29 protein-coding genes and 2 pseudogenes are annotated in these 26342 nt (G+C 67.5%); 15 read left to right on the forward strand and 16 right to left on the reverse strand.

The window, feature by feature from the left end:
• Nucleotides 1–21 precede the first annotated feature (21 nt).
• Together V9K99_RS23110 and V9K99_RS23115 are read left to right on the forward strand one after the other, a co-directional pair.
• Nucleotides 22–924 carry an ABC transporter ATP-binding protein gene (locus tag V9K99_RS23110; RefSeq protein ID WP_337006279.1) on the forward strand — a complete coding sequence of 301 codons (903 nt, stop codon included), beginning with the start codon at nt 22–24 and terminating at the stop codon, nt 922–924.
• Complete coding sequence (locus tag V9K99_RS23115; protein ID WP_337006281.1) at nt 921–2531, forward strand: ABC transporter permease; 1611 nt, start codon at nt 921–923, stop codon at nt 2529–2531. The genes V9K99_RS23110 and V9K99_RS23115 overlap by 4 nt, the downstream gene beginning before the upstream one ends.
• Before the next feature lie 57 nt (nt 2532–2588).
• On the opposite strand, the pseudogene V9K99_RS23120 reads toward V9K99_RS23115, so the two are convergent.
• Both V9K99_RS23120 and V9K99_RS23125 read right to left on the reverse strand, forming a co-directional pair.
• A pseudogene (locus tag V9K99_RS23120) lies at nt 2589–2783 on the reverse strand (ANTAR domain-containing protein); the annotation flags it as partial.
• Nucleotides 2784–3025: 242 nt separating this feature from the next.
• Nucleotides 3026–4000, reverse strand: a complete 975-nt coding sequence (locus V9K99_RS23125; protein WP_337006285.1) for an alpha/beta fold hydrolase — start codon at nt 3998–4000, stop codon at nt 3026–3028.
• Nucleotides 4001–4304: 304 nt separating this feature from the next.
• On the opposite strand from V9K99_RS23125, the gene V9K99_RS23130 reads away from it, so the two are divergent.
• Nucleotides 4305–4652 (forward strand): COG4315 family predicted lipoprotein, encoded by a 348-nt coding sequence (locus V9K99_RS23130; protein ID WP_337006287.1) that lies wholly within the window; start codon nt 4305–4307, stop codon nt 4650–4652.
• Between the two features lie 472 nt (nt 4653–5124).
• Here V9K99_RS23130 and V9K99_RS23135 read toward each other — a convergent pair whose 3' ends face one another.
• The 5 genes from V9K99_RS23135 to V9K99_RS23155 form a co-directional block, all read right to left on the reverse strand.
• Nucleotides 5125–6012 (reverse strand): alpha/beta fold hydrolase, encoded by an 888-nt coding sequence (locus tag V9K99_RS23135; RefSeq protein WP_337006289.1) that lies wholly within the window; start codon nt 6010–6012, stop codon nt 5125–5127.
• 320 nt (nt 6013–6332) lie between these two features.
• Entirely contained in the window at nt 6333–7517 is a 1185-nt protein-coding gene (locus V9K99_RS23140) for a cation:proton antiporter (RefSeq protein WP_337006291.1), read from the reverse strand.
• A 16-nt stretch (nt 7518–7533) separates the two neighbouring features.
• The gene (locus V9K99_RS23145) at nt 7534–8823 is read right to left on the reverse strand and encodes an ArsB/NhaD family transporter (protein ID WP_337006293.1); all 1290 of its coding nucleotides are present in this window, start codon (nt 8821–8823) and stop codon (nt 7534–7536) included.
• A 19-nt stretch (nt 8824–8842) separates the two neighbouring features.
• Nucleotides 8843–9289, reverse strand: coding sequence for a CBS domain-containing protein (locus tag V9K99_RS23150; protein WP_337006295.1), 447 nt, complete (start codon nt 9287–9289; stop codon nt 8843–8845).
• Between the two features lie 267 nt (nt 9290–9556).
• A complete protein-coding gene (locus V9K99_RS23155; protein WP_337006297.1) occupies nt 9557–10042 on the reverse strand; it encodes a hypothetical protein in 486 nt (161 codons plus the stop codon).
• A gap of 279 nt (nt 10043–10321) precedes the next feature.
• Here V9K99_RS23155 and V9K99_RS23160 point away from each other — a divergent pair, with 279 nt between their 5' ends.
• From V9K99_RS23160 to V9K99_RS23180, 5 genes are all read left to right on the forward strand, one after another.
• On the forward strand, nt 10322–10645 hold the full coding sequence (locus tag V9K99_RS23160; RefSeq protein ID WP_337006298.1) for a hypothetical protein: 324 nt from the start codon (nt 10322–10324) through the stop codon (nt 10643–10645).
• A gap of 40 nt (nt 10646–10685) precedes the next feature.
• The gene (locus tag V9K99_RS23165) at nt 10686–10952 is read left to right on the forward strand and encodes a hypothetical protein (RefSeq protein WP_337006300.1); all 267 of its coding nucleotides are present in this window, start codon (nt 10686–10688) and stop codon (nt 10950–10952) included.
• Nucleotides 10953–11026: 74 nt separating this feature from the next.
• Nucleotides 11027–11176, forward strand: a complete 150-nt coding sequence (locus V9K99_RS23170; protein WP_337006302.1) for a hypothetical protein — start codon at nt 11027–11029, stop codon at nt 11174–11176.
• A 131-nt stretch (nt 11177–11307) separates the two neighbouring features.
• Nucleotides 11308–11559 carry a hypothetical protein gene (locus V9K99_RS23175; RefSeq protein WP_337006304.1) on the forward strand — a complete coding sequence of 84 codons (252 nt, stop codon included), beginning with the start codon at nt 11308–11310 and terminating at the stop codon, nt 11557–11559.
• A gap of 166 nt (nt 11560–11725) precedes the next feature.
• Nucleotides 11726–12085, forward strand: a complete 360-nt coding sequence (locus V9K99_RS23180; protein WP_337006306.1) for a hypothetical protein — start codon at nt 11726–11728, stop codon at nt 12083–12085.
• Between the two features lie 254 nt (nt 12086–12339).
• Here V9K99_RS23180 and V9K99_RS23185 read toward each other — a convergent pair whose 3' ends face one another.
• From V9K99_RS23185 to V9K99_RS23210, 6 genes are all read right to left on the reverse strand, one after another.
• Complete coding sequence (locus tag V9K99_RS23185) at nt 12340–13026, reverse strand: hypothetical protein (protein WP_337006308.1); 687 nt, start codon at nt 13024–13026, stop codon at nt 12340–12342.
• Nucleotides 13027–13045: 19 nt separating this feature from the next.
• Nucleotides 13046–13600: a hypothetical protein gene (locus V9K99_RS23190; protein WP_337006310.1), complete on the reverse strand. Its 555-nt coding sequence runs from the start codon at nt 13598–13600 to the stop codon at nt 13046–13048.
• A 107-nt stretch (nt 13601–13707) separates the two neighbouring features.
• On the reverse strand, nt 13708–14361 hold the full coding sequence (locus tag V9K99_RS23195; protein WP_337006312.1) for a hypothetical protein: 654 nt from the start codon (nt 14359–14361) through the stop codon (nt 13708–13710).
• A 305-nt stretch (nt 14362–14666) separates the two neighbouring features.
• Nucleotides 14667–15590 carry a CPBP family intramembrane glutamic endopeptidase gene (locus tag V9K99_RS23200; RefSeq protein ID WP_337006313.1) on the reverse strand — a complete coding sequence of 308 codons (924 nt, stop codon included), beginning with the start codon at nt 15588–15590 and terminating at the stop codon, nt 14667–14669.
• Nucleotides 15591–15936: 346 nt separating this feature from the next.
• Nucleotides 15937–17175, reverse strand: coding sequence for an IS256 family transposase (locus V9K99_RS23205; protein WP_337006315.1), 1239 nt, complete (start codon nt 17173–17175; stop codon nt 15937–15939).
• Nucleotides 17176–17573: 398 nt separating this feature from the next.
• Nucleotides 17574–18155 (reverse strand): hypothetical protein, encoded by a 582-nt coding sequence (locus tag V9K99_RS23210; protein WP_337006317.1) that lies wholly within the window; start codon nt 18153–18155, stop codon nt 17574–17576.
• Nucleotides 18156–18485: 330 nt separating this feature from the next.
• Here V9K99_RS23210 and V9K99_RS23215 point away from each other — a divergent pair, with 330 nt between their 5' ends.
• From V9K99_RS23215 to V9K99_RS23220, 3 genes and pseudogenes are all read left to right on the forward strand, one after another.
• Nucleotides 18486–18938 carry a hypothetical protein gene (locus tag V9K99_RS23215; RefSeq protein WP_337006319.1) on the forward strand — a complete coding sequence of 151 codons (453 nt, stop codon included), beginning with the start codon at nt 18486–18488 and terminating at the stop codon, nt 18936–18938.
• A 223-nt stretch (nt 18939–19161) separates the two neighbouring features.
• Nucleotides 19162–19275: pseudogene (locus V9K99_RS42755) on the forward strand (alpha/beta fold hydrolase); the annotation flags it as partial.
• Nucleotides 19262–19867: an alpha/beta fold hydrolase gene (locus V9K99_RS23220; protein WP_337006321.1), complete on the forward strand. Its 606-nt coding sequence runs from the start codon at nt 19262–19264 to the stop codon at nt 19865–19867. The pseudogene V9K99_RS42755 and the gene V9K99_RS23220, both read left to right, overlap by 14 nt.
• A 455-nt stretch (nt 19868–20322) precedes the next feature.
• Here the strand turns inward: V9K99_RS23220 and V9K99_RS23225 are convergent, their stop codons facing one another.
• The gene (locus V9K99_RS23225) at nt 20323–21174 is read right to left on the reverse strand and encodes a hypothetical protein (protein WP_337006324.1); all 852 of its coding nucleotides are present in this window, start codon (nt 21172–21174) and stop codon (nt 20323–20325) included.
• Nucleotides 21174–22094 carry an ABC transporter ATP-binding protein gene (locus tag V9K99_RS23230; protein WP_337006326.1) on the reverse strand — a complete coding sequence of 307 codons (921 nt, stop codon included), beginning with the start codon at nt 22092–22094 and terminating at the stop codon, nt 21174–21176. Before V9K99_RS23230 ends, V9K99_RS23225 begins: the two co-directional genes overlap by 1 nt.
• 154 nt (nt 22095–22248) lie before the next feature.
• On the opposite strand from V9K99_RS23230, the gene V9K99_RS23235 reads away from it, so the two are divergent.
• The 4 genes from V9K99_RS23235 to V9K99_RS23250 all read left to right on the forward strand — a co-directional run bounded on the left by V9K99_RS23235 (nt 22249) and on the right by V9K99_RS23250 (nt 25298).
• Nucleotides 22249–23427, forward strand: a complete 1179-nt coding sequence (locus tag V9K99_RS23235; protein WP_337006328.1) for a sensor histidine kinase — start codon at nt 22249–22251, stop codon at nt 23425–23427.
• Nucleotides 23424–24098, forward strand: a complete 675-nt coding sequence (locus tag V9K99_RS23240) for a response regulator transcription factor (RefSeq protein WP_337006330.1) — start codon at nt 23424–23426, stop codon at nt 24096–24098. Before V9K99_RS23235 ends, V9K99_RS23240 begins: the two co-directional genes overlap by 4 nt.
• A 73-nt stretch (nt 24099–24171) precedes the next feature.
• Nucleotides 24172–24435, forward strand: a complete 264-nt coding sequence (locus tag V9K99_RS23245) for a hypothetical protein (protein WP_337006332.1) — start codon at nt 24172–24174, stop codon at nt 24433–24435.
• 470 nt (nt 24436–24905) lie between these two features.
• Nucleotides 24906–25298 carry a hypothetical protein gene (locus V9K99_RS23250; RefSeq protein WP_337323592.1) on the forward strand — a complete coding sequence of 131 codons (393 nt, stop codon included), beginning with the start codon at nt 24906–24908 and terminating at the stop codon, nt 25296–25298.
• 225 nt (nt 25299–25523) lie between these two features.
• Here the strand turns inward: V9K99_RS23250 and V9K99_RS23255 are convergent, their stop codons facing one another.
• Complete coding sequence (locus V9K99_RS23255) at nt 25524–26228, reverse strand: LuxR C-terminal-related transcriptional regulator (RefSeq protein WP_337006336.1); 705 nt, start codon at nt 26226–26228, stop codon at nt 25524–25526.
• Nucleotides 26229–26342: the final 114 nt, after the last annotated feature.

Raw genomic sequence — 26342 nt, forward strand, 5'->3', positions numbered from 1 at the left:
ACACTGCGAAGAGGTTCAGCGATGACTGCTGCCCTGACGATTCAGCAACTGCACAAGTCCTTCGGTCAGGTGAAGGCGCTCGACGGTCTCGACCTGACCGTCGAATCCGGCCAGGTGGCCGGGTTCCTCGGCCCGAACGGGGCCGGCAAGTCCACCACGATCCGGGTCGTTCTCGGCCTGCTACGGGCCGACTCCGGGTACGTCGAGGTCCTGGGTCTGCACCCGTGGGACGACGCGGTCGCGTTGCATCGGCGGTTGGCCTATGTGCCAGGCGATGTGAGCCTGTGGCCCAACCTGACCGGCGGCGAGGCGATCGATCTCCTGGCGCGGTTGCGTGGCGGTGCCGCGAAGTCGCGCAAGGCCGAACTGCTGGAGCGGTTCGAGCTCGATCCGACGAAGAAGGGGCGCACGTACAGCAAGGGCAACCGGCAGAAGGTCGCGCTGGTCGCGGCGCTTGCCTCCGACGTCGAGCTGCTGGTGCTGGATGAACCCACGTCCGGTCTTGATCCCTTGATGGAGACGGTGTTCCAGGAGTGCATCGCCGAAGCCAAAGCGGACGGACGGTCGGTCCTGCTGTCGAGCCACATTCTGGCCGAGGTGGAGAAGTTGTGTGACACCGTGACGATCATCCGCGCGGGCCAGGCTGTGCAGTCCGGCACTCTCGTCGAGCTGCGGCATCTGACCCGTACGACGATCATCGCGTCCCTCGATGGCGACGCGAGCCGGTTGGCATCGATCCCCGGCGTCCACGATCTGCGGGCCGTCGACGGCGTCGTCAGCTTCGATGTCGATCACGACGAGATCGCGTCCGTCGTACAGGTCCTTGGCGGTCTCGGCGTACGCAGCCTGACCAGTGCTCCGCCATCGCTGGAGCAGTTGTTCCTTCGTCAGTACGGCGACGAGCTGGTCGGGGCGGAGTCATGACGACCCGGCGTGAGAGCCTCACCGCGACGCCTGACCTGGTCCGGCTCGCGTTGCGCCGGGATCGGGTGAAGTTGCCGATCTGGGTCGGCGCGATCGGACTCGGCATGCTGTACGCCGTGACCGCGTTGCCGACCGTGTATTCGACGCCGGAGCAGCGTCAGGTGCGGGCCGAGCTGATGGATTCGCCGGCGGCGACGATGATGTCGGGCCCTGGGTACGGTCTGGACGACTACACGCTCGGCGCGATGATCACCAACGAAATGGTGCTGTGGCTCGCCGTACCGGCCGCGATGATGAGCATCTTCCTGGTGGTCCGTCACACCCGCGCCGAAGAGGAAACCGGCCGTGCGGAGCTGATCCGGTCAGCCGTGGTCGGCCGGCACGCGGCTCCGCTGGCTGCGCTGATCGTCGCGGTCATCGCCAACGTCGGCGTCGCATTGCTGTGTGCGCTGGCGATGATGAGCGGCGGCTTGTCCACCGCGGATTCGTTCGCGGTCGGTCTCGGTCTGGGGTTGACCGGCTTGGTGTTCGCCGGTGTGGCGACGGTGACGGCTCAGCTGACCGAGCACGCCCGGGCGGCGTCCAGCCTCGCGATGGCAGTCGTCGGTGGCGCGTTTCTGCTCCGTGCGATCGGGGACGCCTCGCAGCCCGGTGGCAACGTCATCTCTTGGCTCTCGCCGCTCGCCTGGACGCAGCAGATGCGGCCGTTCGTCGACCTGCGGTGGTGGCCGTTGCTGTTGTCGATCGGCGTCGTCGTCGGCACGGTGGCGATCGGCTATGCGCTGTCTGGCCGGCGGGATGTCGGTGCCGGTCTGCTGCCGGCGCGGTTGGGGAAGGCGGACGCCGCGCCGTCGTTGTCGTCTCCGTTCGGCCTGGCGGTCCGTCAGCAGCGGACCGGCCTGATCGGGTGGGGGATCGGCTTGTTCGTGTTCGCGCTGGGCAGCGGATCGTTGAGTGACTCGATCTCGGAGGCGGTGGCGGAGAACCCGGACATGGGGGAGGTGTTCGCGGCCAACGGGCAGGACCCGACCGACGGGTTCTTCGGGGCGATGGCGTTGTTCTTCGCCTTGATGGTCGCCGCGTTCGCGGTTACCTCGGTACTGCGGTTGAAGTCGGAAGAACGCTCGGGTCACGCGGAAGCCGCGCTGGCCACCGCCGTCAGCCGACGGCGGTGGATCGCCTCGTGGCTGGGGTTCACGGCCCTTGGCTCCGTCGTACTGCTGCTTGTCAGCGGTCTCGGTGTCGGGATCGGCGCGGTCACCGGTGCTGCGAACGGCAGCGTCGTACTCGAGGTGACTGTGGCGATGCTCGCCTACCTTCCGGCGGTGCTGGTCGTGATCGGGGTGGGCGCGGCGTTGTTCGGGCTGCGGCCGGGTGCATCCACGTGGGCGTGGTTCGTGGTCGCTTACGCGTTCTTCTTCGGCATGTTCGGCGCGCTGCTGAGCCTGCCGGACCTGTTCGCGGATCTCTCTCCCTTCGGCCACACGATCGCGATGCCGCTGTCCAGCATCGAGGCGATACCTCTCATCGTGCTCTTCGCACTGGCCGTCGCGTTGACAGTTGCTGGAAGCATCAACTTCCATCGGCGCGATCTCGACCTACCCTGAGGCAGCCGTCGGACCCGGCCGTCAATCCGAGGCGCTCAGCGCACGCTCGTCGGCCATTTACTGGTCAGGGTCGGGGAGCTTGCGGGTGTCGATGAGGTGCTGGGCGACGTCGTGGAGCTTGGTGTTGGTGCCTTGGGAGTAGCGCCTGAGGATCGAGAACGCGCGGTCTTGGTCGACGTCGAAGCGTTCCGTCAGGATTCCGATCGCCTGCCCGACCAGCCTTCGGGCGTCGACGGCCTGGGCCATTGTCTCGGAGCTTCAGTCTTTGGAGCTCCGGAATCGGTTCGAGGTGTGCCGGGAAGCCTGGTCGGCAGCGATTGTCTGCTGTCCGAGAAAGGTTCCGATGTCAGGCACACCAGCAACGTGAAAGTACTGCGCGGCCCGCTCACCTTCGGTGGTTGGAAGGCCAAGCTGACACTCGACGGCGACCTGATGACCATGGAGGACGCCGCCAGTCGGCGCTTTCGTGCTCGCCGAGTACGACAACCTCGTGTCTACTGGTCGTGAACCCGGGGATCACACCAGTCGATGACCGTGCGAGCGTAGTCGGCGGGGGCTTCGAACGGGGGCGCGTGACCCACGCGGTGGAGGACCACCAGGTTCCAGTCGGGCCGCTGCGCCGTCCAGTCATCGATCGACGCGCGGGGAGTGAGGCGATCCTCGTCGCCCCAGACAAGGAGAGTCGGCGACGCGACCCGGCGCATCGCGTCGAGCACGGGTCGCCGCCGGACGAACATCAGCGACATCAGCGAGGCGTACACCGTGACCGCGCTGCCCAGACGCATCGGCTCGACCGCCGACATCTCGTCCCGCATCAGACCGGCGATTTCCGGCGACATTCTCGTCAGATCACCGCCCGTATTCCACTTGCTGCCCGCAATCGACGCGGGATCGTCCAGGACCCGCAGCCGCGCAGCGAGAATGCGCCGCCCCGAAACGCGGAGCAGCACCCGGGCGACCGGTGCGCCGATGGCCAACCCCACCCTTCCGAGGGTTTGCCACCTGCGCGCCTCGCCGTCGCTCAGCGGCGGAGGAAGTGCCGGCACCACCAACACGAGCCCGTCCACCCGTTCGGGTGCCTGGTCGGCGAACAGCAACGCAATCATCCCGCCCGCCGACCAGCCATGAACCGTGACCCGATCCAGTGCGAGTGCGTCGGCGAAATCGCGCAGGAAAAGCGCGTTGGCTTCGATGCTCGCCGCGCGCCGGTCCGGCAGCGCGGTGTGGCCGGCGATCGTGCCGGGCAGGTCTACCGCGATCGCGTACGCGTGTGGTCGCAGTTCCGCGAGTACGTCGAGCCAGTTCGAGGCGCTGTTGGCCGGGTTGGGCACGAGCAGGTGAACCGGCACTTCCGACGTCCGCGTCTGATCCGTTACCAGGTAGTGCACCCTCGTGCCGTGCACATCGACTGTCGCGCTGCGAATCCCGGACCAGCGATCGGCGCGCTCACCCCAGTCGGTGTACTGCACTACCCCAGGCTACGCCCGTCGTACGGCCTTACGGACCGATGACGGAATCGGGCAGGCGGTCATTTCGCTACTACCGTGAGCATTGAGAGTGCTTTAGATCGGAGTTGGTTCCGTGCGCGTGGTCGTCGTACTTGCTGTCAGTGGACTGCTGCTGGCCGGTTGTGGCAGCGACTCCGGAGCGGGGTCCCCACCAGCGGCGACGCCGTCATCGGCCACGCTGCCGTCATCACTTCAGCCGTCGCCGAGTGTCAGTTCGACTTCGCCGAGCAAACGACCCACCTCGCCCGCGCCCGCCGGGACTGGTGTGAAGACTGCCGCCAGCGACTTCGGGGTGATCTTGTTCGACAGTGCGGGGCAGGCGATCTACCTGTTCGACAAGGAGAAGTCGGCGACCTCGGCGTGCTACGACGCCTGCGCGGAGGCCAGGCCGCCGGTGCTGACGAAGGGCCATCCGAAGGCGCTCGGCGCGGTGCAGCAGTCGCTGCTCGGTACGACGAAGCGCACTGACGGCACCACCCAGGTCACCTATGGCGGGCATCCGCTGTACTTCTACGCCCACGAGGCCAAGAACGAGGTGAAGTGCCATAACGTCGAGGGCTTCGGCGGCCTGTGGCTCGCCGTCACCACGGCCGGCAAAGCAGCCCCTGCCTGACGGCGCACTGTCGTTGCTTAAGGCAATGCTCAGACCCGCCTATGCTTCCAGCAGCAGCTGCACTTGGTCACCGACCTCTGCGCCGGCAGACTTCAGGGCTGCCTTGCTCGCACCCACGCAGAAGCCGCCGCCTGCGACAAGCATGGTGCTGCCGGTGAACGTGGGCCGTTCAGGGTCCCGGCGACGCGTCGCTGCCGGCGCCCGCCAAGTTCTGGGACCAGCTCTGCCGGTATATCGACCACGGCAAGTCCTCCTGGCTTGTCCTCCCGCCACCGCCGCACGGTGCCATTGATCTCGACTGTCGTGCCCATGCCTTCTCCAGGTGTCGCCTTGAGTGGACGGCTGATCGCCACCGGATGGTGGTGGCATCATCCTGACCAGTCATCTGCAGGGTGGTGTGCAGCGCCCCCGTCTGCCTGGGTGATATCGCCTGGCGGGACTCCGTGGGATCGCGTTCGACGTGCCCCGGCGATCAGTGCAAGGCGCGATCCATGGTCACCCGTACGTAGTCGTCGGGGTTCGTCAGGTGGGGCACATGCCCTGCGCCAACGTACAGATGCCGTTCGGCGTGCGGCAACGACCTTGCGATGCGGTCGAGGATCGGCGCGAACATCGGCGGACTTTGGTCCCCTTGAGTGAGCAGCGCGGGCTTCGCGTACGTCGCCAGCGGGTCGAGATCGACAGACAGGCAATCGGGATCGCGCAGTTCGTCGAGGTACGTCGGTGCGTTCCGGACAAATGTCCGGCGTACTGGCTCCGGGAGCTTGGCCCACTGTCCTGGGCCGAGCGCGATCGATTCGACGAACAGTTCCGCCGCGGCGGCGTGCTCCTGCGCCTCGAGCAGTCTGCGCACCGGCGCGATGCGTTGCCCGTAGGCCTCCGCCACGGATGCGAACGCAGGATCGTCGGACAACAGCTGCAGTCCGGGCGGCTCGTGTACGGCGATGCCTCGAACCAGGTCGGGGTGGGCGGCGGCAAGTCGCAGCGTGATCAGCGCGCCGTAGGAGTTGCCGCAAACGAAGGCCGGCGCAAGGTCGAGCGCCTCGATCAGCGCAGCGAGATCCGAGACATCCTCGTGCACCGATCCTTGTGTGGGCGGGCGTTCGCTGCGGCTGTGACCTCGACGGTCGTAGGAGATCACCCTGCAACGCCTGGCAAGCAGGGGTACGACCGGCGCCCAGTTGTCCGCATCACCCCACGAACCATGAACGAGGACGAGACTGGGTCCCGACCCCACGGTCGAGTGGTAGAGGTTGACCCGATTCACTGTTGCCGTCGCCATTCCAACTCCTGTCGAATACAGGCCGATTCCCCGCTGCCCCGCGTTACTACGTTCGCTCGACGACCAAGCGATGTGCATCGGCAGGACTACCTATCTCGGTTCGTTGTCCAGCCCAGTTCGGAACGCCAGGTTCGGGGGTGGGCGGAGAAGTACTCCGCCGGGGAGAGTGCGCCGGAGATGACGCTGACGAATCCGTCCATCGAGTCCTGCTGGTGCTGAGGCAGCCAGGAGTTGTTGCAATTCGGGCGGGGGTGGTTCCAGCGTGGCCATCTGTGAGGTATCCGTCCGCGTTGATGGCGCTGGACATAGCCGCCGACACAGCGATCGCTCAAGCCACTGTGCTCAGGGGGAGACATCGAACACCGATTGAACGTTGCCGAGTGTCTCCGGCCCGGCCGTCAGCCTGAGCGGTCGGGTTCGGGTGCGAGGTCGGCGCCTTCGAAGGAGCGGGCTACGACGATGTCGGTGGACGAGTGGGCCAGGATCGACAACACGATGGTCAGCGCGACGAGATGGAAGACTTCGTCGGCGGCCGGGATGCCGGATTCGAGCACGATCAGGCCGTACACGACCGAGGCGAAGCCTTTCGGCCCGAACCACATGGCCGCGAACTGTTCGCGGGCGCCGAGCCCGGAGCGCAGGAACGAGACGGCCAGCGCGAGCGGCCGCGCGAGGATGAGCGCGACGACCGCGAAGACCCAGCCCTGCCAGGAGATCTCGCCAAGGAACTCGAACGAGATGAGTGCGCCGAAGACGAGCAAAGCCGCGAGTTTCAGGCCTTCGGAGATCAGTTCGCCGAAGTGCTCGAAGGTAGCGCGCTGCGCCGGGCCGAAGGTGGCGACAGTGATGCCGGCGGCGAAGGCGGCCAGGAACAGGTTGCCGTGCATGGTCTTACCCAGGGCGAGGACCAGGAGACCGATCGCCATCGCGTTGAGCGGCTCGTACTGCGTCGAGGCGGAGAAGAAGCGGCTCCGTTCCAAGCGGATCGCGATCCACGGCACAGCGACACCGATGACGACACCGAGGGTGAGCTCGAGCGCCAGCTCACCGAGATGAAGGTCCCCGGCTCCGGCCGCCACAGCCAGGAAGACCATCACGAATGGGAGGGCCAACCCGTCGTTGACACCGGACTCGACGTTCAGCAGGTGCCGGAGCCGCCTCGGCACCTTGTCGTTGCCCACGAGAGCCGAGGCGAAGACCGGATCGGTGGGGGCCAGGATCGCGCCGACCAGCAACGATTCCGGCCAGCCCAGACCCACGATGAAGTGCGCAGCGAGCGCGGTGATGCCCAAGGTCAGCGGCAGGCCCCATCCCAGCGCCCGGCCCGGGAGGTGCCAGGCCGAGCGGAGATCGGTCCAGCCGACTCGCATCCCGTCGGTGAACAGCACGGCGAACAGGGCGAGTTCGGCAAGGACGGAGACCACCGGTGAATCAGGCTGGAGGTCGAGCACACCAGTGGTCTCTGGGCCGAGGACGAACCCGGCGACCAGGAACAGGACAGCGGTCGACAGGATCGTGCGGCCCGCAAGGCTCGAAACAAGGACCGCCAGGAGGAGCACGGCGGCGAAACACATCAAAAGCATCGGCGCTCCAGCCTGGTCAGGACAGTACGAAGTAGCGCAGCCACAGGTACGGCGCGGCGACGGCGATCGTGATCGCGGTCATCACCGCGCCCTTGCGAGTGAACTCCCAGAAGCTGATCGGATTGCCTGAACGCAGCGCGATGCCGATCACGACGACGTTCGCGCTGGCCCCGACCGCGGTCGCGTTGCCGCCGAAGTCCGCACCCGCGGCCAGTGCCCACCAGAGCGCGTGGACGTGGCTGGGGTCGGTGAGGTTGCTGGTGAGTTCCAGAACCACCGGGCTCATGGTCGCGACGTACGGGATGTTGTCGACGATGCCGGACAGGACAGCAGACACGACCAGGATCAGCATCGTGGCGAGCAGTGGCCTGCCGTCGGTCGCGGTGCCGATCTGGTCGGCGAGGTCGCCGATGACGCCGGTCTTCACCAGGGCGCCGACCATCACGAACAGACCGGCGAAGAACAGCAGCGTCTGCCATTCGACGCTGCTCATGTAGTCCTTGGTAGGCACCTTCGAGATCAGCACGAGCAGACCGGCGCCGAGGAGAGCCACGACCGAGGGCTCGACGTGGAAGACCGAGTGCCCGATGAACCCGGCGAACACGGCCAGCAGGACGACGCCGCACTTGATCAGCAGCCGGGTGTCCTGGATCGCCTCGCGTTCGTTCAGCCGCAGGACGTTCTCGACCTTGGCCGGGTCGACGGCGAACGAGCCCCTGAACATCCGCGGCAGGACGAGCGTGAAGACGATCAGCTCGACCACGACCAGCGGAGCCATGTGGACGAGGAAGTCGTTGAAGGTCAGGCCGGACCGGCTGGCGATGATGATGTTCGGCGGGTCGCCGATCAGGGTGGCGGCACCGCCGATGTTGGACGCCATCACCTCGGCGATCAGGAACGGCACCGGGTTGATTCCGAGCCGGTCGCAGACCAGCAGCGTGACCGGCGCGATCAGCAGCACGGTGGTGACGTTGTCGAGGAATGCCGAGGCCACGGCCGTGATCAGGGTCAGCAGGATCATTACCCGCAGCGGCGATCCCTTGGCGCGTTTGGCGGCCCAGATCGCGATGTATTCGAAGACCCCGGTACGGCGAAGGATGCCGACGATGATCATCATCCCGAGCAACAGGAAGATGACATCCCAGTCGACCCCGGTGTCATGCGAGTAGAACGCGTGCTCGGAATCGGTCACACCTAGTGCGAGCAGCACGGCCGCACCGCCCAGGGCCGCGAACAGCTTGTGGGTCCACTCAGTCGCGATCAGCACATAGGCCACGACGAAGACGACGACGGCGATCACGGTCATGTGACCACCCGGCCGTCGATCAGTGCGGTGCGACCACCAGCTCCAGCAGCCGGGACGCGGTGATCGCGCCCACGATCTCCTTGTCCTTCATGACCGCGACCAGCGGGGACCGCAGCCGCGCCATGATCGCGGCCACCTCCAGCACGGTGTCGTCGTGATTGACCACCGGCAGCTCGACCGGCTCCGACGGCAGCAATTTCCGGACGGTGACATTCGCCAGCTTGTCGGCCACCTGGTCGGCCAGCGACTCGTCGATCACCCGTGCCAGCGACGGATCGTCCTGCACGTAGCTCGGCACCAGGAACCGCACCACCTGAGAGGCCGGCAGCACCGAGTGCGGCTTGCCCTTCTCGTCCACCACAATCAGACCCGGCAGCCGCCGGGACGCGAGCAACTCGACCGCCTCGCGAGCGTCCGTGTCCAGACTCACCACCGGAAACGCTTCGGCCATCTGCTCTCCGTGCATGGTTGCACGATACGCCGGGCGCGCCTCGGCTACCCAGCGTCGGCCTGCCGTCACTGTGAACATGCGCTGCCGTCTGGGTCACGCTGCCTCCGGAGTCGTCGACCAGCCCGCACCCCAGTCGGGGACGAGCACTGCCGACCAGACTTCCCGGCGCACCGGGCCCCAGCTTCCCTCATCCGGTGGCACAGGCGCAAACGCCTCCGCCATCCAAGCGGCCGGGACATTCGATTGCCGCGAGCAACCGCCCGGCCGCACTCAGCGTCGACCTCAGCCGCGACGATCGGGTACGTCGGTGTACCACTGCCACCAGGCGACGCCGCGTCGACGAGCGTCTCTGGTCAACAGGCCTAACGCGACCAACGTGATCGCCAGGCCGCCGCCCGCCATGCTCACGCCGATGCGGGGAGTACGGCGGTCCGCCAGCCAGAGCTGTGCGTCGACAGTCGCGAGCACGGTGGCCGGGTCGTAGGCGATGGTGAGCGGTGCCGCGTACCGGGTGCCCGGTGGTGCGGGCACCGTGGCGTGCTCGGACAGGCCGTGAGGGTCGTCGTCCTGGAAATACAACAGTTGGCCTTGAACCGGTTGGCTGCTCCGGTCCCGGAACTTGATGAAGATCTCGCCGACGAAAGGACTGCCTTTGCCGGGGTAGACGTTCAGTTCGACGCTGTCGGCAGTGGTGCTGATGCCGTTCGACAGCAGGTACCGGCTAGTTGCCTGGCGTTCATGGATGTCTGTGAAGATCAGTGCGCCCACGATCGCAACGAGGAGGGCTGGAACTCCCAGCCATGTCGGGCCGCGCCCTGGCCAATCCACTCGGCCTGCCACCGCGCACCTCCCTCAGCCGTTTCGACATGCAGGCCTGGTAGGTGTAACACGGGAGGTCGGCTGACGGATAGTACGGGTGAGTCCGTCGTACCGGAGTGGCCCCGAGGCACTCCGGTGTCGGCAGCATCGTGCTCCAGCGACTGACTCGAGGTGTGCCGGGAAGTCTGGTCGGCAGCGAGTTTGTCGTTCCAGAAAGGTTGCGATGCCATGCACACCAGCAGCGTGAAAGTACTGCGCGGCCCGATCACGTTCGGCGGCTGGAAGGCCCAACTGATCCTCAACGGCGACCTGATGACCATCGAGGGGAGCGCCACCGGCAGGAGCCTGGTCGTCAGCCTGGCCGAGGTGAAAAGAGCGTCCTTCAACTCGAACAACGGCTTGTGGGCGTTTCGTCTCCATGACGGCACCCGGTTGTGGATGCAGTCGTCCGGTGGCCTGCTGTCTGCCGACCGTACGGCGGCAGGACGCGAATCCAACCGGATGATCGCCGACCGCCTCGCTCATCACCGCGTGCGCGTCATCGGCGTGTAGTGCACGAGCGCCCACCCTTGGCTGTTCCCGAGGAGTCCACATGTTCCGCAGAAAGCCGACCCCGCAGATCTCCGCGGATCTAACCGTCGACCGCACCGGTGCGATGGATGTTGCCCGGGACAACGAGACCGCCATCCTGCCGGTGCTCACTCGCGCCGAGGTGCTCGATACAGTGCACCTCCTCGAGGAGTACATCGGCCTCTCGTCCGACGAGAAGTCCACCGAGTTGGCCGGCACGCTGATCGTCCGGCTTTTGGATCGCCTGCAGAGTGCCGGCGGCCCGGACGTCCCAGAAGGAGCGCACTGACGTGAGGAAGTCCGGGTGTTAGAGACTTGTGAGAAGAACTCCCGCGTGAAGGGTGCTGCGGTTACGGTGCATCGGTGCAGTTCGCATTGGCGCTCTGGGTTGTCGCGCTCATCCTGACTGTCGCTGGAGTGGTCTGTGCGCTGCGCGCTCGAGCCATCCTCAGTGCGATATTCATCGTCACGGGACTGGTACTTGGCCTGGTGAGCGCCACCTATCTCGACTAGCGAGCCCGTGCGACGTGGACAGCCCGGGGAGGTCAAGACGCCGGGGTGGGGCCTGACCGACCGACCGCGGCCGCTACGCCTGGAGGCAGGCTCTGGACTGCCCTCCGGCGGGATGCGACAAGGAGGACTGGATGAAGTGGCGGTACCCCGGCAGGGTGGTCGTGGCCGGGTTCGCGCTGGCCACGGTGTTCGGGACCGTTCTCTTGATGCTTCCGATCGCGGCCGAGAGCGGGGAAGCCACCGGTCCCGTGCCGGCCTTGTTCACCGCCGTGTCAGCGGTCTGTGTGACCGGGCTGGTGGTGGTCGACACTCCGACCTACTGGTCCGGCTTCGACGCGGCCATGGACAGGAAAGTGACACTCTCGGTTCGGGAGGTGTCCTGATCGTGCCTGCGGCGTTCGTCGGAAGGTCGAAGCAGTCCTGCGGAGCGGAACCCGGCGGGGCATCGAGGGTTGAGTTTCGCATCGAGGGTAACCGGGGACCGCGGGTTCAGACGGCAGCCTCAGGAACACCGGTGCGCCCTGCGCCCGGCATGTGCAGGAGGCTTGCGTGGCCGACGTCGAGTCTGTCGATTCCACAGCGGGGACGGGGCTGAGCGATCCGCTCCGGTCGCTGTGTTCCGGCACCGTCGCGGGCACCGTGGGGTTCGAGGAGGAGCTACTGCTGGTGGGGCGGGAGAGCTGGCTGCCGGTGGATGTCGCCGCCGTGGTGGCGGGTATCGGTGACCCGCGGGTGAAGCCCGAGCTCCCGGCCTGCCAGCTCGAGATTGCGACCTCCGTTCATGAGAACGTGGCGGGCGCCGTCGAGGAGCTGCGGCCCCGGTGCTCCCGACAACCCCCAAGCCCGCGGCGCAACCAGCCACCTGCCCACGTCGAGTACCGAGGCCCGCCCGTCCGGACTTGCCGATAGCGGGCTTGCATCGGACGGTCACCGATCATCCACGGGATGTCTCGTGTCCTTTCGCCCATTTTGACGCACCACGCTCCGACAAACCGCTGGCGCTGTCCCGGCAACTGCCTGGTCTGATCATCGGCATGAAGACCATCCGCCCGCCCGAGAATGGCCGCCCCCCGGGCTGGTCAGCTGGCCTCGTCATGGGGTGGCAGCACGAGGCTCGACGTTGTGCGTCGAGGAACGCCTGCTCCATTGACGGTGCGGCGCGGTCAGCGCTGTCCGGAGAGGCTCTCGGACACGGGTGGTCCATCGGAGGGCGTCGTCCGATGGAAGAGGACGCCGAGCAGCACGGCCACGACGAGGAACACGGGGACGTAACCCACAATGCCGATGTTTCGAAGATGCATGTCACCGAACGCGACACCGCTCAACCCGGCGAGCGCGAGCACCCCTGAGGTCACCATCAGCCACCGGATCCAGCCCGCCAGACGGCTCCCCTGGAACGCGGGGGCTGCGAACAACATCGAAAGCGCGAAGAAGGCGTCCCATCCGAGAATGTCGAGCGCGTAGACGACCGAGGGCCACTCGAACTCCAGGACGAGCGGCAGCCACTGCTGGCCTGCGAACTCGGGCTCACGGCTGACGGTCAAGATGACGAAGTGGATGCTGAGGGTAAGCCCGGCGAGCAGGCCCATGAAGACGACGGCCGTCAGAGTGAGTGCCTTCATCCGGGTCGGCGCGAAGGCGTGCACCGCGATCATGAGGCCCACGATGGCCGGCATCATGACCATGATCAGGACCTCGAGAATCGTGAACATCGGGTCCCCGATCGGGTCATCCTGCGATTCGAGCGACAGAAGCCCCACGACGAGTGTGACCGCGTAGACGGCAACCAGGATTACTGTCGCGGCAGCGCAAGTGATTCCGAAACGGCGAGCGATGGCGGTGAATTCCATACCCATCCCAATCGACGAGCTAGGTCTGCGATCGGGCTGGAGGCCCGGCTCTCGGTGCCCGCAGCATCGCAGCGCCCATGCCGATGAAGCCCAGGGCGCGGACACCGGCAGCTGCGAGCTGCGTGCTTTCAGGCATGGTCTGAGTGACCGCGACCAGCACGACCCCGGCCATCAACGCGAGAGCTGTCCACGCCGGCAGCGTTCGCGCGCGGAGTACGGCGTAGCCGAGTCCGAGGCCGGCAACCACCATCAACCCGCCATGCACGGTCATCACAAGACCGAGCTGGTCGGTCAGCGACTCGTAGTTCTTGGTGCCGTTCACGAGCGCGTAAACCACCGTCCCGGTGAAGACGACATAGCTGTATGCGTAGCCCGCGGCTGCGAGCACACCGAGTCGTCCCAGGTGAGGCCGTTGCCAGACGGCGAGCCCCATGACGAAGATCGGTATCGCCGCCTCGGCAAGAAGCGTGAGCCACAACTGGCCATCCGAGAATCCGCCCTGGATCACCTCGATGACGTCGGAGACGACGTACAACACCGACGCCAGCACCATGAAGCCGCCCAAGAGGGCCACCGCAGAAGTACGACGCAGCTGGCCGCTGCGCCGCTGCGGAGACCTGCTATGCGCTAGCCGACTCGGCGAGCCACCCCTGGCCACACGAGCGGGGCTGGAGGCGGGCCTCATCCGTCGCTCCCGACCATGGCCTCGGCCCGCGCCTTGATGCCGCGCAACATCCTGCGTTGCATCGCGAAGTCCCCGAACTCCATGAGCACCACACCCAGCACCGCGTCCAGCGGGCGACGCCAGTCGTAGACGGCATGGACCCGGGTCAAGAGACGGGTGCCGCCTGCGGTCGGCGTCAGCCGCCACGCCCACGTGCTGTCGGGCTTGGTCCACAGCAGCCACTGGTTGACCTCGAAGGAGTGAACCTTGAACGCGTTGCGGTCCGAGGGCGGCCCCGAGGGCGCCATAGGCACCCATTGGCCGACCTCGAGGTGCTGCAGCTCTGGCACGATCACGGTCGCGCTGGGATGGCCGAGGTTGTCGAGCAGGTCGTTGCTGTACCAGCCGGCCCGAAGAGCGCCGACCTGAACCAGCCATGGCCAGACCGCCTGCGGCGGCGCGGCGATCGTGATCGCTCGGGTCGCGCGGAACTGGGCATGCCGGAGGAGCTCGTCGCCGGGCATGGACCCGGTCCGCTCGGCCGGCGTGGAACCCCAGTGCCGGTGCCAGCGTCGGTACAGCGGCGAGGTGAGAAAGGACGGTACGTCGTGCACGACATCGCCGACTTCGGCAAGCAGCTGGCGCGTGGAAGGCCCTCGCCTGGTGACCATGTCGATCACATCCCTTCACCAACGACCATGCGGTCGATGATCTCAGCGTCGTCCCCCATGCCCGTCCGGCGACAGGGGCAACTGTCCTCCCGCGCCCGGTCCGTTGGTCCCGAGAAGCGCACCGCATCTGGGACCATCTCATCCGCCCGGCCCGAGATGATCGATCAGATCGAGCCTGGCGAATCAGTTGGAAGACTGAGGTGCCGGGTCCTCAGGGTCGCCAGGCCGCCGCGCTACCGGTTGCTGGCGAAGCCCGTGACCAACACCGTGCTCGACGAGGCCGCCGTTTCGGTGGGCACTCCGCGTCAGCCCGGCAAGGCTTCGTGCGGCACGCCATGCTGACGTCGGGTGAGGTGGCCTTTGTTCGCCCACGCCACCACTCCGAGGATCGCCCAGAACGCCGCGCCCCACACCAGCGCTTTGGTCACGGTTGCGTCGCCCGGTGTCGCGTCGGAGGCCAGGATGATCGTGGTTGTGCTGATGGGTACGTGCATCAGGTATGCCACGAGCAGGCTCTGGGTCCGGTCGTAGACCCACACCATCAGCACCCTGTACGGAGGCAGCCACGCGAGCAGGAGCACCCCGACCAAGAGAGCAGCCGGCACCGAGCCTTCCGGATCCCTTTCCCCCGCGAAGAGTGGGAAGTGCCACGCCCCCCACAGCAGGCCCATCACGAGCCCGGTGGTGAGAACGCCGTAACGTTCCCGCAGCCGCGGCAGGGCATACCCGGTCCAGCCGAGTTCTTCCAGGAAGGGACCCACGAGCCCGAGCGCGATCCCGACCGCAACGATGCTCAGCCTGTTGTCGGCCGTGACGATGTCAGGGCGGAAGTCCGGGGACGCAAGGGACAGTGCGAACACCGACGCGCCCATCACGAGCGGACCGGTCAGGAGCGCCACCGCGTACCAGCGGGCGCCGACCCGCCACCGCCGGAGTCGAGATACGAGTCGGCGAAGGCCCCTCCTTCCATCGACCAGACCCGTCAGGAGGACGCCTGCGACGGCCGGCCCCATGAGTGCTACCGCGCCGCCGCCGGCGATCGCTGAACCCGTTGCGAAGAACCCATCGGGACCAAGGACGAGGAGGAACCCTCCAAACGAGATGGCGAACGTGAGGGCGTAGTACGTCGCCACGGCGTGTCGCCTGATGAAGGGGACGATCCTCCTCCTGGGACTCTCTGGAGCCTCAGGAGGCAGCGTCTCCGGCAGTCGTTTGATCGTGGTCGCCATCGTGACCTCCTCCGAGGGACGGACCGGTCGTCCAGACCTCCTCCGAGGCGCGGCACATCGATCATGCCCTCACGTTCAGCCTGACTCTCCAGACGGCTCCGGGCCAGGGTCGGTGGACCTGTGACCCTGGGGACCTTGGCCCGCTCTGTGCCGCCACCCACGCGGATCCGGCCAGCGTCACATCGCCGCGATGAGGGCGGGTTGCGGCAACAACGTGCTGAGATGAAGCAGCTAGGTAGAGGTTCGTCGGGCGAAGTCCGGCTCGCCGGCGCACCAATCGGCTGGGATGCCCAGCGGTCAAGTCCAAATGAGTGGTGTACGACGTCTGGTCCTTCGTCGTGTTTGGTTAGGCGCTGATCGCGTCGGCGGGTTGGTTCTCCTCTGGCTTGGTGGTGATGAGGACGAGTCGGCTGCGGTGGAGTACTTCGAGGCCGAGGTAGCGGCGGCCGTCGGCCCATTCGTCGTGTTGTTCGGCCAGGACGGCGCCGACGGGGCGGATGATGGAGCCGCGGTCGGGGAAGATCCCGACGACGTCGGTGCGGCGCCGGATCTCGCGGTTGAGGCGTTCGTTGGGGTTGTTGGACCAGATCTGTCGCCAGACGGCCTTGGGGAACGTCGTGAAGGCCAGGATCTCCTCGCGGGCAGCGTCGAGGTGGGCATGGACCTCGGGCAGGGTGTGCTCGACCTGGTCCAGCAGTTTGTCGTACTGCGAGTGCACGGCCTCGGCATCGATCTGGTCGAACACCGAGTGCAGCATCGCCTTCACCCCACCCCAGGCGTGTTTCGGGCAGGTCGCCATCAGGTTCGCGGTGTAGTGGGTGCGGCAGCGCTGCCAGGAGGCCCCGGGCAGCGCCGCGCCGATGGCGTCGACCAGGCCGGCGTGAGCGTCGGAGGTGACCAGGGCGACGCCGTTCAGGCCGCGGGCGACCAGGTCTTTGAAGAAGGTGTTCCAGCCCGCCCCGGACTCGGCAGTGGAGGTGGCGACGCCGAGGATCTCGCGGAACCCGTCGGCGTTGACACCGGTGGCGACCATGACCGCGATCTTGATCACCCGGCCGCCTTCGCGGACCTTCATCGTCAACGCATCCGCGGCCACAAACGTGTAGGGCCCGGCGTCCAGCGGCCGTTCGCGGAAGTCGCGGACGAGCTCGTCGAGGTCCCTGGCCATCACACTCACCTGACTCCTGGACAACCCGGTGATGCCCAGCGACTGCACCAACCGGTCCATCCGGCGTGTCGACACCCCGAGCAGGTAACACGTCGCCACCACCGACGTGAGTGCCGCCTCAGCACGGCGACGCCGCTCGAGCAGCCAGTCCGGGAAGTAGCTGCCCTCTCGCAGCTTCGGCACCGCGACATCCAACGTCCCGATCCGGGTGTCGAGCTCGCGGTGGCGATACCCGTTACGGCTGTTCACCCGTTCCGGATCGCGGGTCCCGAACGCGGCTCCGCAGACCCGATCAGCATCCGCGGACAACAACGTGTTGACGAAGCCCTGCATCAGCTCACGCAGCAGATCCGGGCTGGCCTCGGCCAGGTGTTCGTGCAAGAAGTCGGCAGGGTCGATACTGGAGCCAGCGGTCATCGCGGTTTCCTTCTTCGAGTCGGTTGTGAGAGATCACTCGAAGGATCACCCGATGACCGCGTTCACGTTCCCGCGACGCGCCACCGGGATCTCGCCGTACACCACTCTGCTGGACGCAACTTGCCCAGCGCCCGCAGTGCGGGTTCGATGGCCGGCTCTGGGGCCTCCGAGCCACATACATCCGCAGTGTCGGCCCACGAGAGGGGTGGAATTGATGAGATGCCCGGCTCCGCGGTGGCCCAGAGACGAGGCACCTGCTTGATCAGAGACCGCCAGGTCAACCAGGAAGCAGAAACGACGTTCGGGTTGTGAGCGCGCCGCCAGCCACGCGCCGTGCGCCAGTGAGCGTCCGCATGGAGATCGGCGTCACGGATCTGAGTCGGCGGCAGAAACGGGTCTCAGTAGAGCGCCGACCTGAACTCGAAGTCCTTCGTGCGCGCCTCAGTGTTACTCAGTACGGCTGTAACGAGCGGGTGCGGCAGGTTGCGGCCGTAGCGGTTGGCCTTGCTGTCGAGCGCCCTGGTCACCCCGGTCACATTGTCGACACCGGCAGCTCGACCCGTTCCACGCATGAGAACGAGAGGTGAGTCTTGGAACCCGGTTGGCAGAGCCCTGAACTCCAAGTGCCACCCGCCTTCTATGAACGGAAAGCAGCCTGCGTCGTCTTCGTCGTCATGCGCCCGGCCGAGCCGCCAGGCAATGTCTGCCGGGTCGAGTCCATCGAGCCACCGCAGAAGGCCGTCACGCAGCTTGGTGCTCTTGATGGGAGCTGACCCGATGACGTACCAGTCGAAGCTCAAGGACCAGCCGTCCACCCGCACCTCGTCCAGGATGGCCTGCACCTGAGCTAGGCGACGCTCTCTAGCCTTCCGTTCGGGCCGAGCACTCACCGCTACCGCTTCCAGATAGAACGGCACGTCTGCATGGACCAAGAAGTCAGGCTGCTTTCTGGTGCCCGGAATGTTCGGGTGGATCTCCACCTCGTATCCGCGCCCATCAGGCCCGAACCCGGGGCGTTCGGCGCGATGTCCGCATGCTGCGAATTGGTTGCCAGCAGCAACTTGGCGGCCTCGCCCGCGAACCGTCGGTCGCCGACGGACCGAACCGGGCCGACACTCCGACCCGACCGGGATGATCGACGTCGGTGTCGACCGGATCACCGACGCCTACACCGAAGTGATTGCCGGCCTAGGGGCTCCGCCGATTGTCGTCGGGCACTCGTTCGGGGGCTCGTCGCCCAGAAGCTCCTCGAGCGAGGCCAGGCGGCAGCTGCCGTTGCGATCTCTCCGGCGCCGATCAAGGGCATCCGGGTGCTGCCGCTGAGCCAGTTGCGGTCCAGCTTTCCGGTGCTGTCCGATCCGCGGAACAGGCATCGCACGGTCGCGCTGACCGAGAACCAGTTCGCCTACTCCTTCGGCAACGCTCTGCCCCGGGCCGAGTCGGACCAGCTTCACCGGCGGGTCGCCATCCCCGGGCCGGGGCGTCCGCTGTTCGAGGCGGCGTCGGCCAACTTCACTCGTCACGCGCCCACGACGGTCGACTCGCGCCGGGCTGACCGCGGACCCTTGCTGCTGATGGCCGCCGGCAAGGACCACACCGTGCCCGCCGTCGTCGTCAGGGCCGCGTACAAGCTCTACTCCGCCTCGACCGCGGACACGAAGCTGGTCGAGTACCCCGAACGCGGGCACAGTGCGCCGTTCGACAAGGGCTGGCGCACGCTCGCGGACGCGGCTCTGGACTGGCTCACCCGGCGGGGTCTGTAGCTCCTCTTCCACCGCGGGGTCCACCGGCCGTCAACAGCGGCCTCCCACGATGGGCGAGCAGAGCCGAGGACCGCCGGTCCGGGCGCACCACGAGAGAGGCACGACGATGAGCACCTTCACGACCCCGGACGGCACGGAGATCTTCTACAAGGACTGGGGCTCCGGACAGCCGATCATCTTCAGCCACGGGTGGCCGTTGTCCGCGGATGACTGGGACAACCAGATGTTGTTCTTCAAGGACCACGGGTTCCGCGTGATCGCCCATGACCGGCGCGGTCACGGGCGGTCGGCCCAACCTGCCGCTGGGCACGACATGGACCACTATGCCGACGACCTGGCCGCGCTCGCCGAGCACCTCGACGTTCGCGACGCCGTCCACGTCGGGCACTCCGCGGGGCGGAGAGGTGGCGCGCTACATCGGCCGCCACGGGGAGGGTCGGGTCGCGAAGGTGGTGCTGATCAGCGCCGCCACCCCCTCGACCGCACTGTCCGACGCGAACCCGGATGGCCTGCCGCAGTCGGCGTTCGAGGGGCTGCAGGCCCAGCTCGCCGCCGGAATGGCGACATTCTTCCGGGAGCTGCCGGCCGGCCCGTTCTACGGCTTCAATCGCCCGGGCACCGAGACCGTCGACGCGATCGTGGACAACTGGTGGCGCCAGGCCATGATGGGTGCCGCCAACGCCCAGTACGACTGCGTGTTCGCCTTCGCGCGCGAGGACTACACCGAGGACCTGGCCAGGATCAGCGTGCCTGTATTGGTGATGCACGGCGAGGACGACCAGATCGTGTCGTACGCGGACACGGCGCCCCGTGCCGTGAAGCTGGTGTCCAACGGCACGCTGAAGTCCTACCCCGGGTTCCCGCACGGCATGCCGACGACCCAGGCGGAGACGATCAACGCGGACCTGCTGGAATTCATCCAGTCATGACGGCGGGATGACGTTCCGGTCAACTATTCCTGCACAGCCCGTCGAGGGCGGCTCCGTAGCGTCCAGGGCTTCGGCGCTCCCATCGGATGGCGGCTGGGCGCTACGCGATCCGCCAGAACGCCAAAGCCTACGTCAAGGGACTCGATAGCCCTTGCGACCTTGCTCATCGCGGTCAAGTCGTCGGCCCTGACTGTTGCGGGCGCGGTCCTGGGGCTTGTCGAGGTCTAGAGCCGTCCGTCGCCGGCCCGGTGAGCGCGGGTTCTCGCCGCAGCTCGGCCGAACAACATCTCGGTCATGCCGGACGACCGGGCGAACACCGATGCGGCTTCTGGCAGTCGCTGGGTCGCCCGGGGCTCGGCTGATCGACCGTCAGCGCCGCAGCCGGACAGCGTGACTCGCAAGTGTCACCGAAGCCGGGGCCAGGTCTTCCGCGACGTGCCCCCGGCTTCGGGCACTTACACGTCTTTTCGGTGGATGGTGAGGATGGCGGCGGCGGTGACGGCGGCGACCCAGGCGGCGAGGACGGCGACCCCGGCGCCTGCGCTGAGTGTGCTGTCGCCTGCGGCCATGACCTCGGTGAATGAGGCGGCGGCGGAGCTGGGGAGGAACTTCAGGATCGTGTCCCAGCTGTCCGGCAGCAGTGCTCCGGCCAGGTTCGGCAGGATCAGGATGCCGCCGACGACGGTGCCGATGCTGCCTGCCACGCTGCGCAGCAGGATGCCGAGACACAGGCCCAGCAACGCGATCGCGGTGAGGTAGCCGGCCATGCCGAGAAGTGAGGTCACGACGCCGTCGTCGGTGAGGGCCACGGTGGCGGAGTCGTTGGCGGACAGGATGCCCATGCCGGCGCCGTAGGCGCCGAAGACCGCGATCAGGGCGGTCGGGGTCACCACGGCGGCGAGCGCGACGGTCTTGGCGATGACGACCTGCCAGCGCCGGGGCACGGTGGCGACCGTGGCAGTGATCATTCGGGAGCCGTACTCTCGGGCGCCGGCCAGGCTTCCGAGCACCCCGATCAGCAGCACCGCGAAGTTGGCGCCGGTGAGGACGGTCGCGAGCGGGCCCTCGGCACCGAACGGGCCGTCGCCGTCCTGCGGAGCGGCGACGGAGCCGGTGGTCATGCCCGCGGCGAGTGCACCGAACCCGATCATGATGGCGGCGATGGAGGCCATGCCGATCCAGGTGCTGCGCAGGCTGCGGATCTTGATCCACTCCGCGTGGATGGCCCGGGCTAGTGTCTGGGGGTGATGAGTGGTGGTCGCCGCCTTCTCGATTGGGCGGGTCGGTCGTTCGACTCTGGTGGTCATCAGGCAGCCCTCCTGGTGGTGCCGGTGTATTCGACGCTGTCGCGGGTGAGTTCGAGGTAGGCGGACTCGAGCGAGGCCGTGATCGGGGTCAGTTCGTGGATGCGGAGGCGGTGCTCGGTGGCGATGTCGCCGATCTCGGGGGCGGTCAGGCCGCGGACCTCGAATCGGCCGGGTTCGCGAGTGGTCAGGGCCACGCCGTCGTCGGCGAGAAGCGGCGCCAGCGTGCCGGCGTCGGGGGATACCACGACGACCGCGCCGCCGCCCCCGGACTCCTCGATGAAGTCCTGGATCGAGGTGTCGGCGAGGATGCGGCCCTGGCCGATGACGAGCAAATGGTCGGCGACGAGTTGCATCTCGCTCATCAGATGGGAGGACAGGAGCACGGTGCGGCCCTCGGCGGCGAGGTCGCCGAGCAGGTCGCGGATCCATTGGATGCCGTCGAGGTCGAGGCCATTGACGGGTTCGTCGAGGAGCAGGACGGCCGGGTCGGCGAGCAGCGCGGCGGCGATGCCGAGGCGTTGTCCCATCCCGAGGGAGAACGACTTCGCCGGCTGGTCGGCCACCTCGGTCAGTCCCACCGACGCGAGTACTTCGTCGACCCGGCGCTTGCCGATGCCGATGGTGGCGCCGAGGGCGAGGAGGTGGTTGCGGGCGCTGCGACCGCCGTCGACTGCCTTGGCGTCGAGCAGCGCGCCGACCTCGGCCAGCGGTGCGCGCGCCGCGGCGTAGGGGTGCCCGTTGACGAGTGCGGTGCCGGAGGTCGGCCGGTCCAGGCCGACGATCATGCGCATGGTGGTGGACTTGCCGGCCCCGTTGGGCCCGAGGAACCCGGTGATGATGCCCGGCTTGATGGTCGCGGTGATGCCGTCGACGGCTGTCTTGTCGCCGTACTTCTTGGTGAGTTGCTCTAGCTCGATCATGTCTCCAACGGTGCGGGAGACCGGGGCTGGTCCGCGTCGTCTCGCTGCGGACACTTCGCACGGTTGGAGTACGACGTTCATGGTAGGCCGCGCGGTGCGGGCTACCACGGCCGGACGACGACGCGGACCACCGCGAACGTCTACCTTGACGGGTATGGATCAGACGGCGGTCAGGCGGTGGGTGGGGTGCCATCCCCTGCACCTGGACGTCGTGCTGGCCTGCGCCGTGGTGGCCGCGGGTGTGGTCGGCGAGTTGAGCGGGATGCGTGGCCAGACCGATGGTGTCATCAACACCCGCGACGTCGCGGCGCTGGCCATCGCGCTGGTTGCCATCCTCACCCGTCGCGTGCGGCCGCGTCGCACCCTGGTGGCCACGGCCGTCGCCGCGGCGGTGCTCTTGGTGGTGACCGAGGTCGAGCAGCCTGCGCTGTTCGCGGCCATGGTGATCGTCACGTTCACCATGGCGTCTAGCACCGATCGCCGCTCCGCAGTTCTGCTGGCCGGCCCGATCGCGGTCGGCCTGTACTTCGTCGACGCATTCGTCAGCACGGGTTCGGCGTGGTCCCCGCAGAGCGCGGCGCTGGTGGCCTGGATGGGCATGGCCACCGCTGCCGGTGACGCCGTCCGCAGCCGCCGTGCCTACGTCGCCGCGGTGGAGGAGCGGGCCCGGCGCGCGGAGCAGACCCGCGAGGAGGAGGCCGCGCGGCGCGTCGTCCAGGAGCGGGTGCGGATCGCGCGGGAGCTGCACGACGTGGTCGCCCACCACATCGCGGTCATCAACGTCCAGGCGGGCGCCGCCAGCCACATCCTGCACCGACAGCCCGAACAGGCCGACCGGGCACTCACCCACATTCGTGCCGCGTGCGGAACCGTGCTCGCCGAACTCGCCTCGATCGTCGGTATCCTGCGCGAGGCAGACGACCCCGACCCGACCACCGAACCCGTGCGTGGGCTGGCCCGCCTCACCGACATGCTCGACGCGCTCGCCGCCGCCGGGCTCACCGTGGAGCGCAAGCAGCTCGGCGAGGCACGGGAACTGCCCGCCGTGGTCGACCTCGCCGCGTACCGCATCCTGCAGGAGGCGCTCACCAACGCCCACAAGTACGGCACCGGCACCGCCTGCCTCACCATCACCTACACCACCGACGCCGTCACCCTCGATGTCGTCAACTCCATCGCCGCACACATCCCCACTGGGTCCGGGTACGGGATCCTCGGCATGAAGGAACGCGCCGCCACCGCCGGCGGCACCCTCGACGCGCACGCCCGGCCCGACGGCCCGTTCACCGTGCACGCCGAGTTGCCCGCCCCAGCACTGAAAGCCGCAGAATGACCATCCGGGTATTGCTCGCCGACGACCAGGCCCTCATCCGCGCCGGCTACAAGATGATCCTCGACGCCGAACCCGATCTCGAGGTCGTCGGCGAGGCCGTCAACGGGCGCGATGCCGTCTTCCTGGCCCGCACCACCCGCGCCGACGTCGTGCTGATGGACATCCGCATGCCCGAGGTCGACGGCATCGAGGCCACCCGCCGCATCGCCGCCGACGACAACCTCGCCGGCGTGCGCATCCTCGTGCTGACCACGTTCGAGAACGACAAGAACGTCCTGCACGCGGTCCGTGCCGGCGCCAGCGGCTTCCTCGGCAAGAACGTCGGCCCGGACGAACTCATCCACGCCGTCCGCGTCGTCGCCGCCGGTGACGCCCTGCTCTCACCGAAGGCCACCCGAGGACTCGTCCAGCACGTACTCGACCAGCCGGAAACCGTCCCTCAGCCGACCGCCGCACTCGACCAGCTCACCGATCGCGAACGCGAGGTCGTCGTCCTCGTCGCCCACGGCCTGTCCAATGAAGACATCGCCGACCGCCTCCGCCTGTCACCGCTGACCGCCAAGACCCATGTCAACCGCGCGATGACCAAGCTCGCCGTCCGCGACCGCGCCCAACTCGTCGTCATCGCCTACCAGAACGGCCTCATACGCCCCGGCGAAACCCCACCCTGACACACAGGTCTGCACATGGTCAGCAGCGCCTTCACCGACGCCAATCGGCGCGAACCCGGACGAGCGTTCCGCTGTGTCCGATGCACTCGCGTACGCCGATCAGACGGTCGGCGCCCGGGGCGAGCCGCTGCCCATTGCGGACCGGCTGGCGGATATGCTGCGCCGCCGCGGGCCCGACTCACCCAACGCCGCCGTGCACCGGTTCCGCGCGCCGTACCTGCTGGCCATCGCCGACGGCGTGGAGGCGCGATTGCGAGCGGGCGAACACCCGCCGGCCGACCGATCTGACAAAGTCGACCCGCCACGGCGCGACCCCGGACATGGTTGGTCGGGTTGACTGACGTTCAGATGGTGATGACGACCTTGCCGCTCGCATGGCCGTGCTCAAGGTGGCGGATGGCGGCAGCAACCCGACTGTCGGCGAGGACGGGCAACGCTACTTCGAGCTGAGCAGACCCTTCTTGAGCAACGGCTCGCCATGGCACCCGATCAGGACGCACGCCACGGAAGAGCCACACCAACCGGGCGGGCAGCAGCCGCAATAGGAGCGTCCGGCAGGGCACCTCACCCGAGCCTCTCCGACCCGGGCAGCTTCGAAAGTCAACAAGTAGCAGCGATCCGAGCGGTCATGCCGATGTCAGGGCGTCCGACGGCGTCTATGGAGGACATAGCACATCGCCGCAGTATGGACGGGGCACGAGCCGCGGCCGGATGCTGGACGTGATCCCAGGCCGCTCACGGTCAATGGTCATGCGGCGGCCGGAGACAGCCTGCGGCAACCCAGCCACCCGGGGAAGGAGGGCCACGATGGCCACGACTCGGCGAGGGGGCGCCGGCCGCCACCACGACCGGCTTTGGAGTATTGCCGGTCGGTGGGCGACCGACGGCTATGTGATCGCTGACCCTCCGGTGCCGGTGACCGGCTTCGATACGTACGAGGTCCTCGCCGGTGGATACTTCCTGGTTCACCACGTTGACGTGCAGGTCGGCGACCAGTCCGTGCAGGCGATCGAGATAATCGGTGAGCCGGACCCCTCGAGCGATGGTTTCCTCGCCAGATCGTTCGACAACACCGGGACCTGGGAGATCATGCGGGTGACCATCGATGACGAGGGCGTGTTCCGTTTCGCCGGCGGCCCCGAAGTCGCCCCGGCAGCGCGCCCGGCCGACGGAGAGACGCAGGCGTCCGATCGACGCTGACGCTCGCCGCAGGTGGCGGCTCGATGACGGCGCTCTGGGAGCGTTCCCCGGACGGGCGCACCTGGGAGCCATGGATGCGCATCGCGTTCACGAAGCTAGGTTGAACGCGACCGGGCCGCAGAACGTTCAACCTGCTCATGCGCAAGAGCGCATGGTGCTCAAGGTTCACTCGCGACCCGACTGGTCGCACCAGTGAACACCCTGGTCCGCTCCCAGGCACCCGCGTCAGGCGGAGTGGGCCAGTGCGCCGCGTAGCTGCCGGCGCGAGGTGATGCCGAGCTTGGAGAACGTCTTGCGCAGGTGCCACTCGACGGTGCGTGGGCTGATGTACAGCTGGGCCGCGATCTCGGAGTTCGTGAGGCCGTCGCGGGCCAGCCCGGCGATCTGTGCCTCCTGCGCGGTGAGGTCGTTGAGCGTTTCCGGCCTGCGTTTGCGGACCGTCTCGCCGGTCGCGAGGAGTTCGTGACGAGCCCGTTCGGCGAACGCTTCGAGCCCCATCTGGTCCAGCCGCTGGTGGGCTGTGCGCAGCGCCTCGCGCGCGTCCATGCGACGTCCCTCGCGTCGTAGCCATTCGCCGTACACGAGCTGCGAACGGGCTTGCTCGATCCGAAGGCTGGTCCTGCCGAGCACCTCGATCGATCGGCGGTAGGAGTCCTCGTCGGAGTGCAACAGTGCCCGGACGCGCGCCTCCAGGCCGTGGCGCCAGTCCGTCGGTGTGGCCGCGGTGCGTTCGGTCAGCCAGCTGAGTGTGCTCTCGACCAGCTTGGTGTCACCGGTCCGGGACGCGGCCTCCGGCAATTCACCGACCACCAGGACGCCGTACCCGACGATGTCCTGGTCGAACACCTTCCGGGCGGCGTCACGGGCCGCCTCGTAGCGGCCGTGACCGTTGTGCAGAACAGAGCTCGCGTAGGTAGCCCAGGCCACCATCCTGCCCTGCTCGTGTTCAGTCGCCGACCGGGCTGTTGCATCGATCAGCCCGGTCGCGGTCGTCTCGTCGCCGCACGATGGACCCGCCCACAGAACTGAGCATCGGCCTGATGT

Source organism: Kribbella sp. CCNWLW201, from assembly GCF_037203805.1.
GTDB lineage: Bacteria > Actinomycetota > Actinomycetes > Propionibacteriales > Kribbellaceae > Kribbella.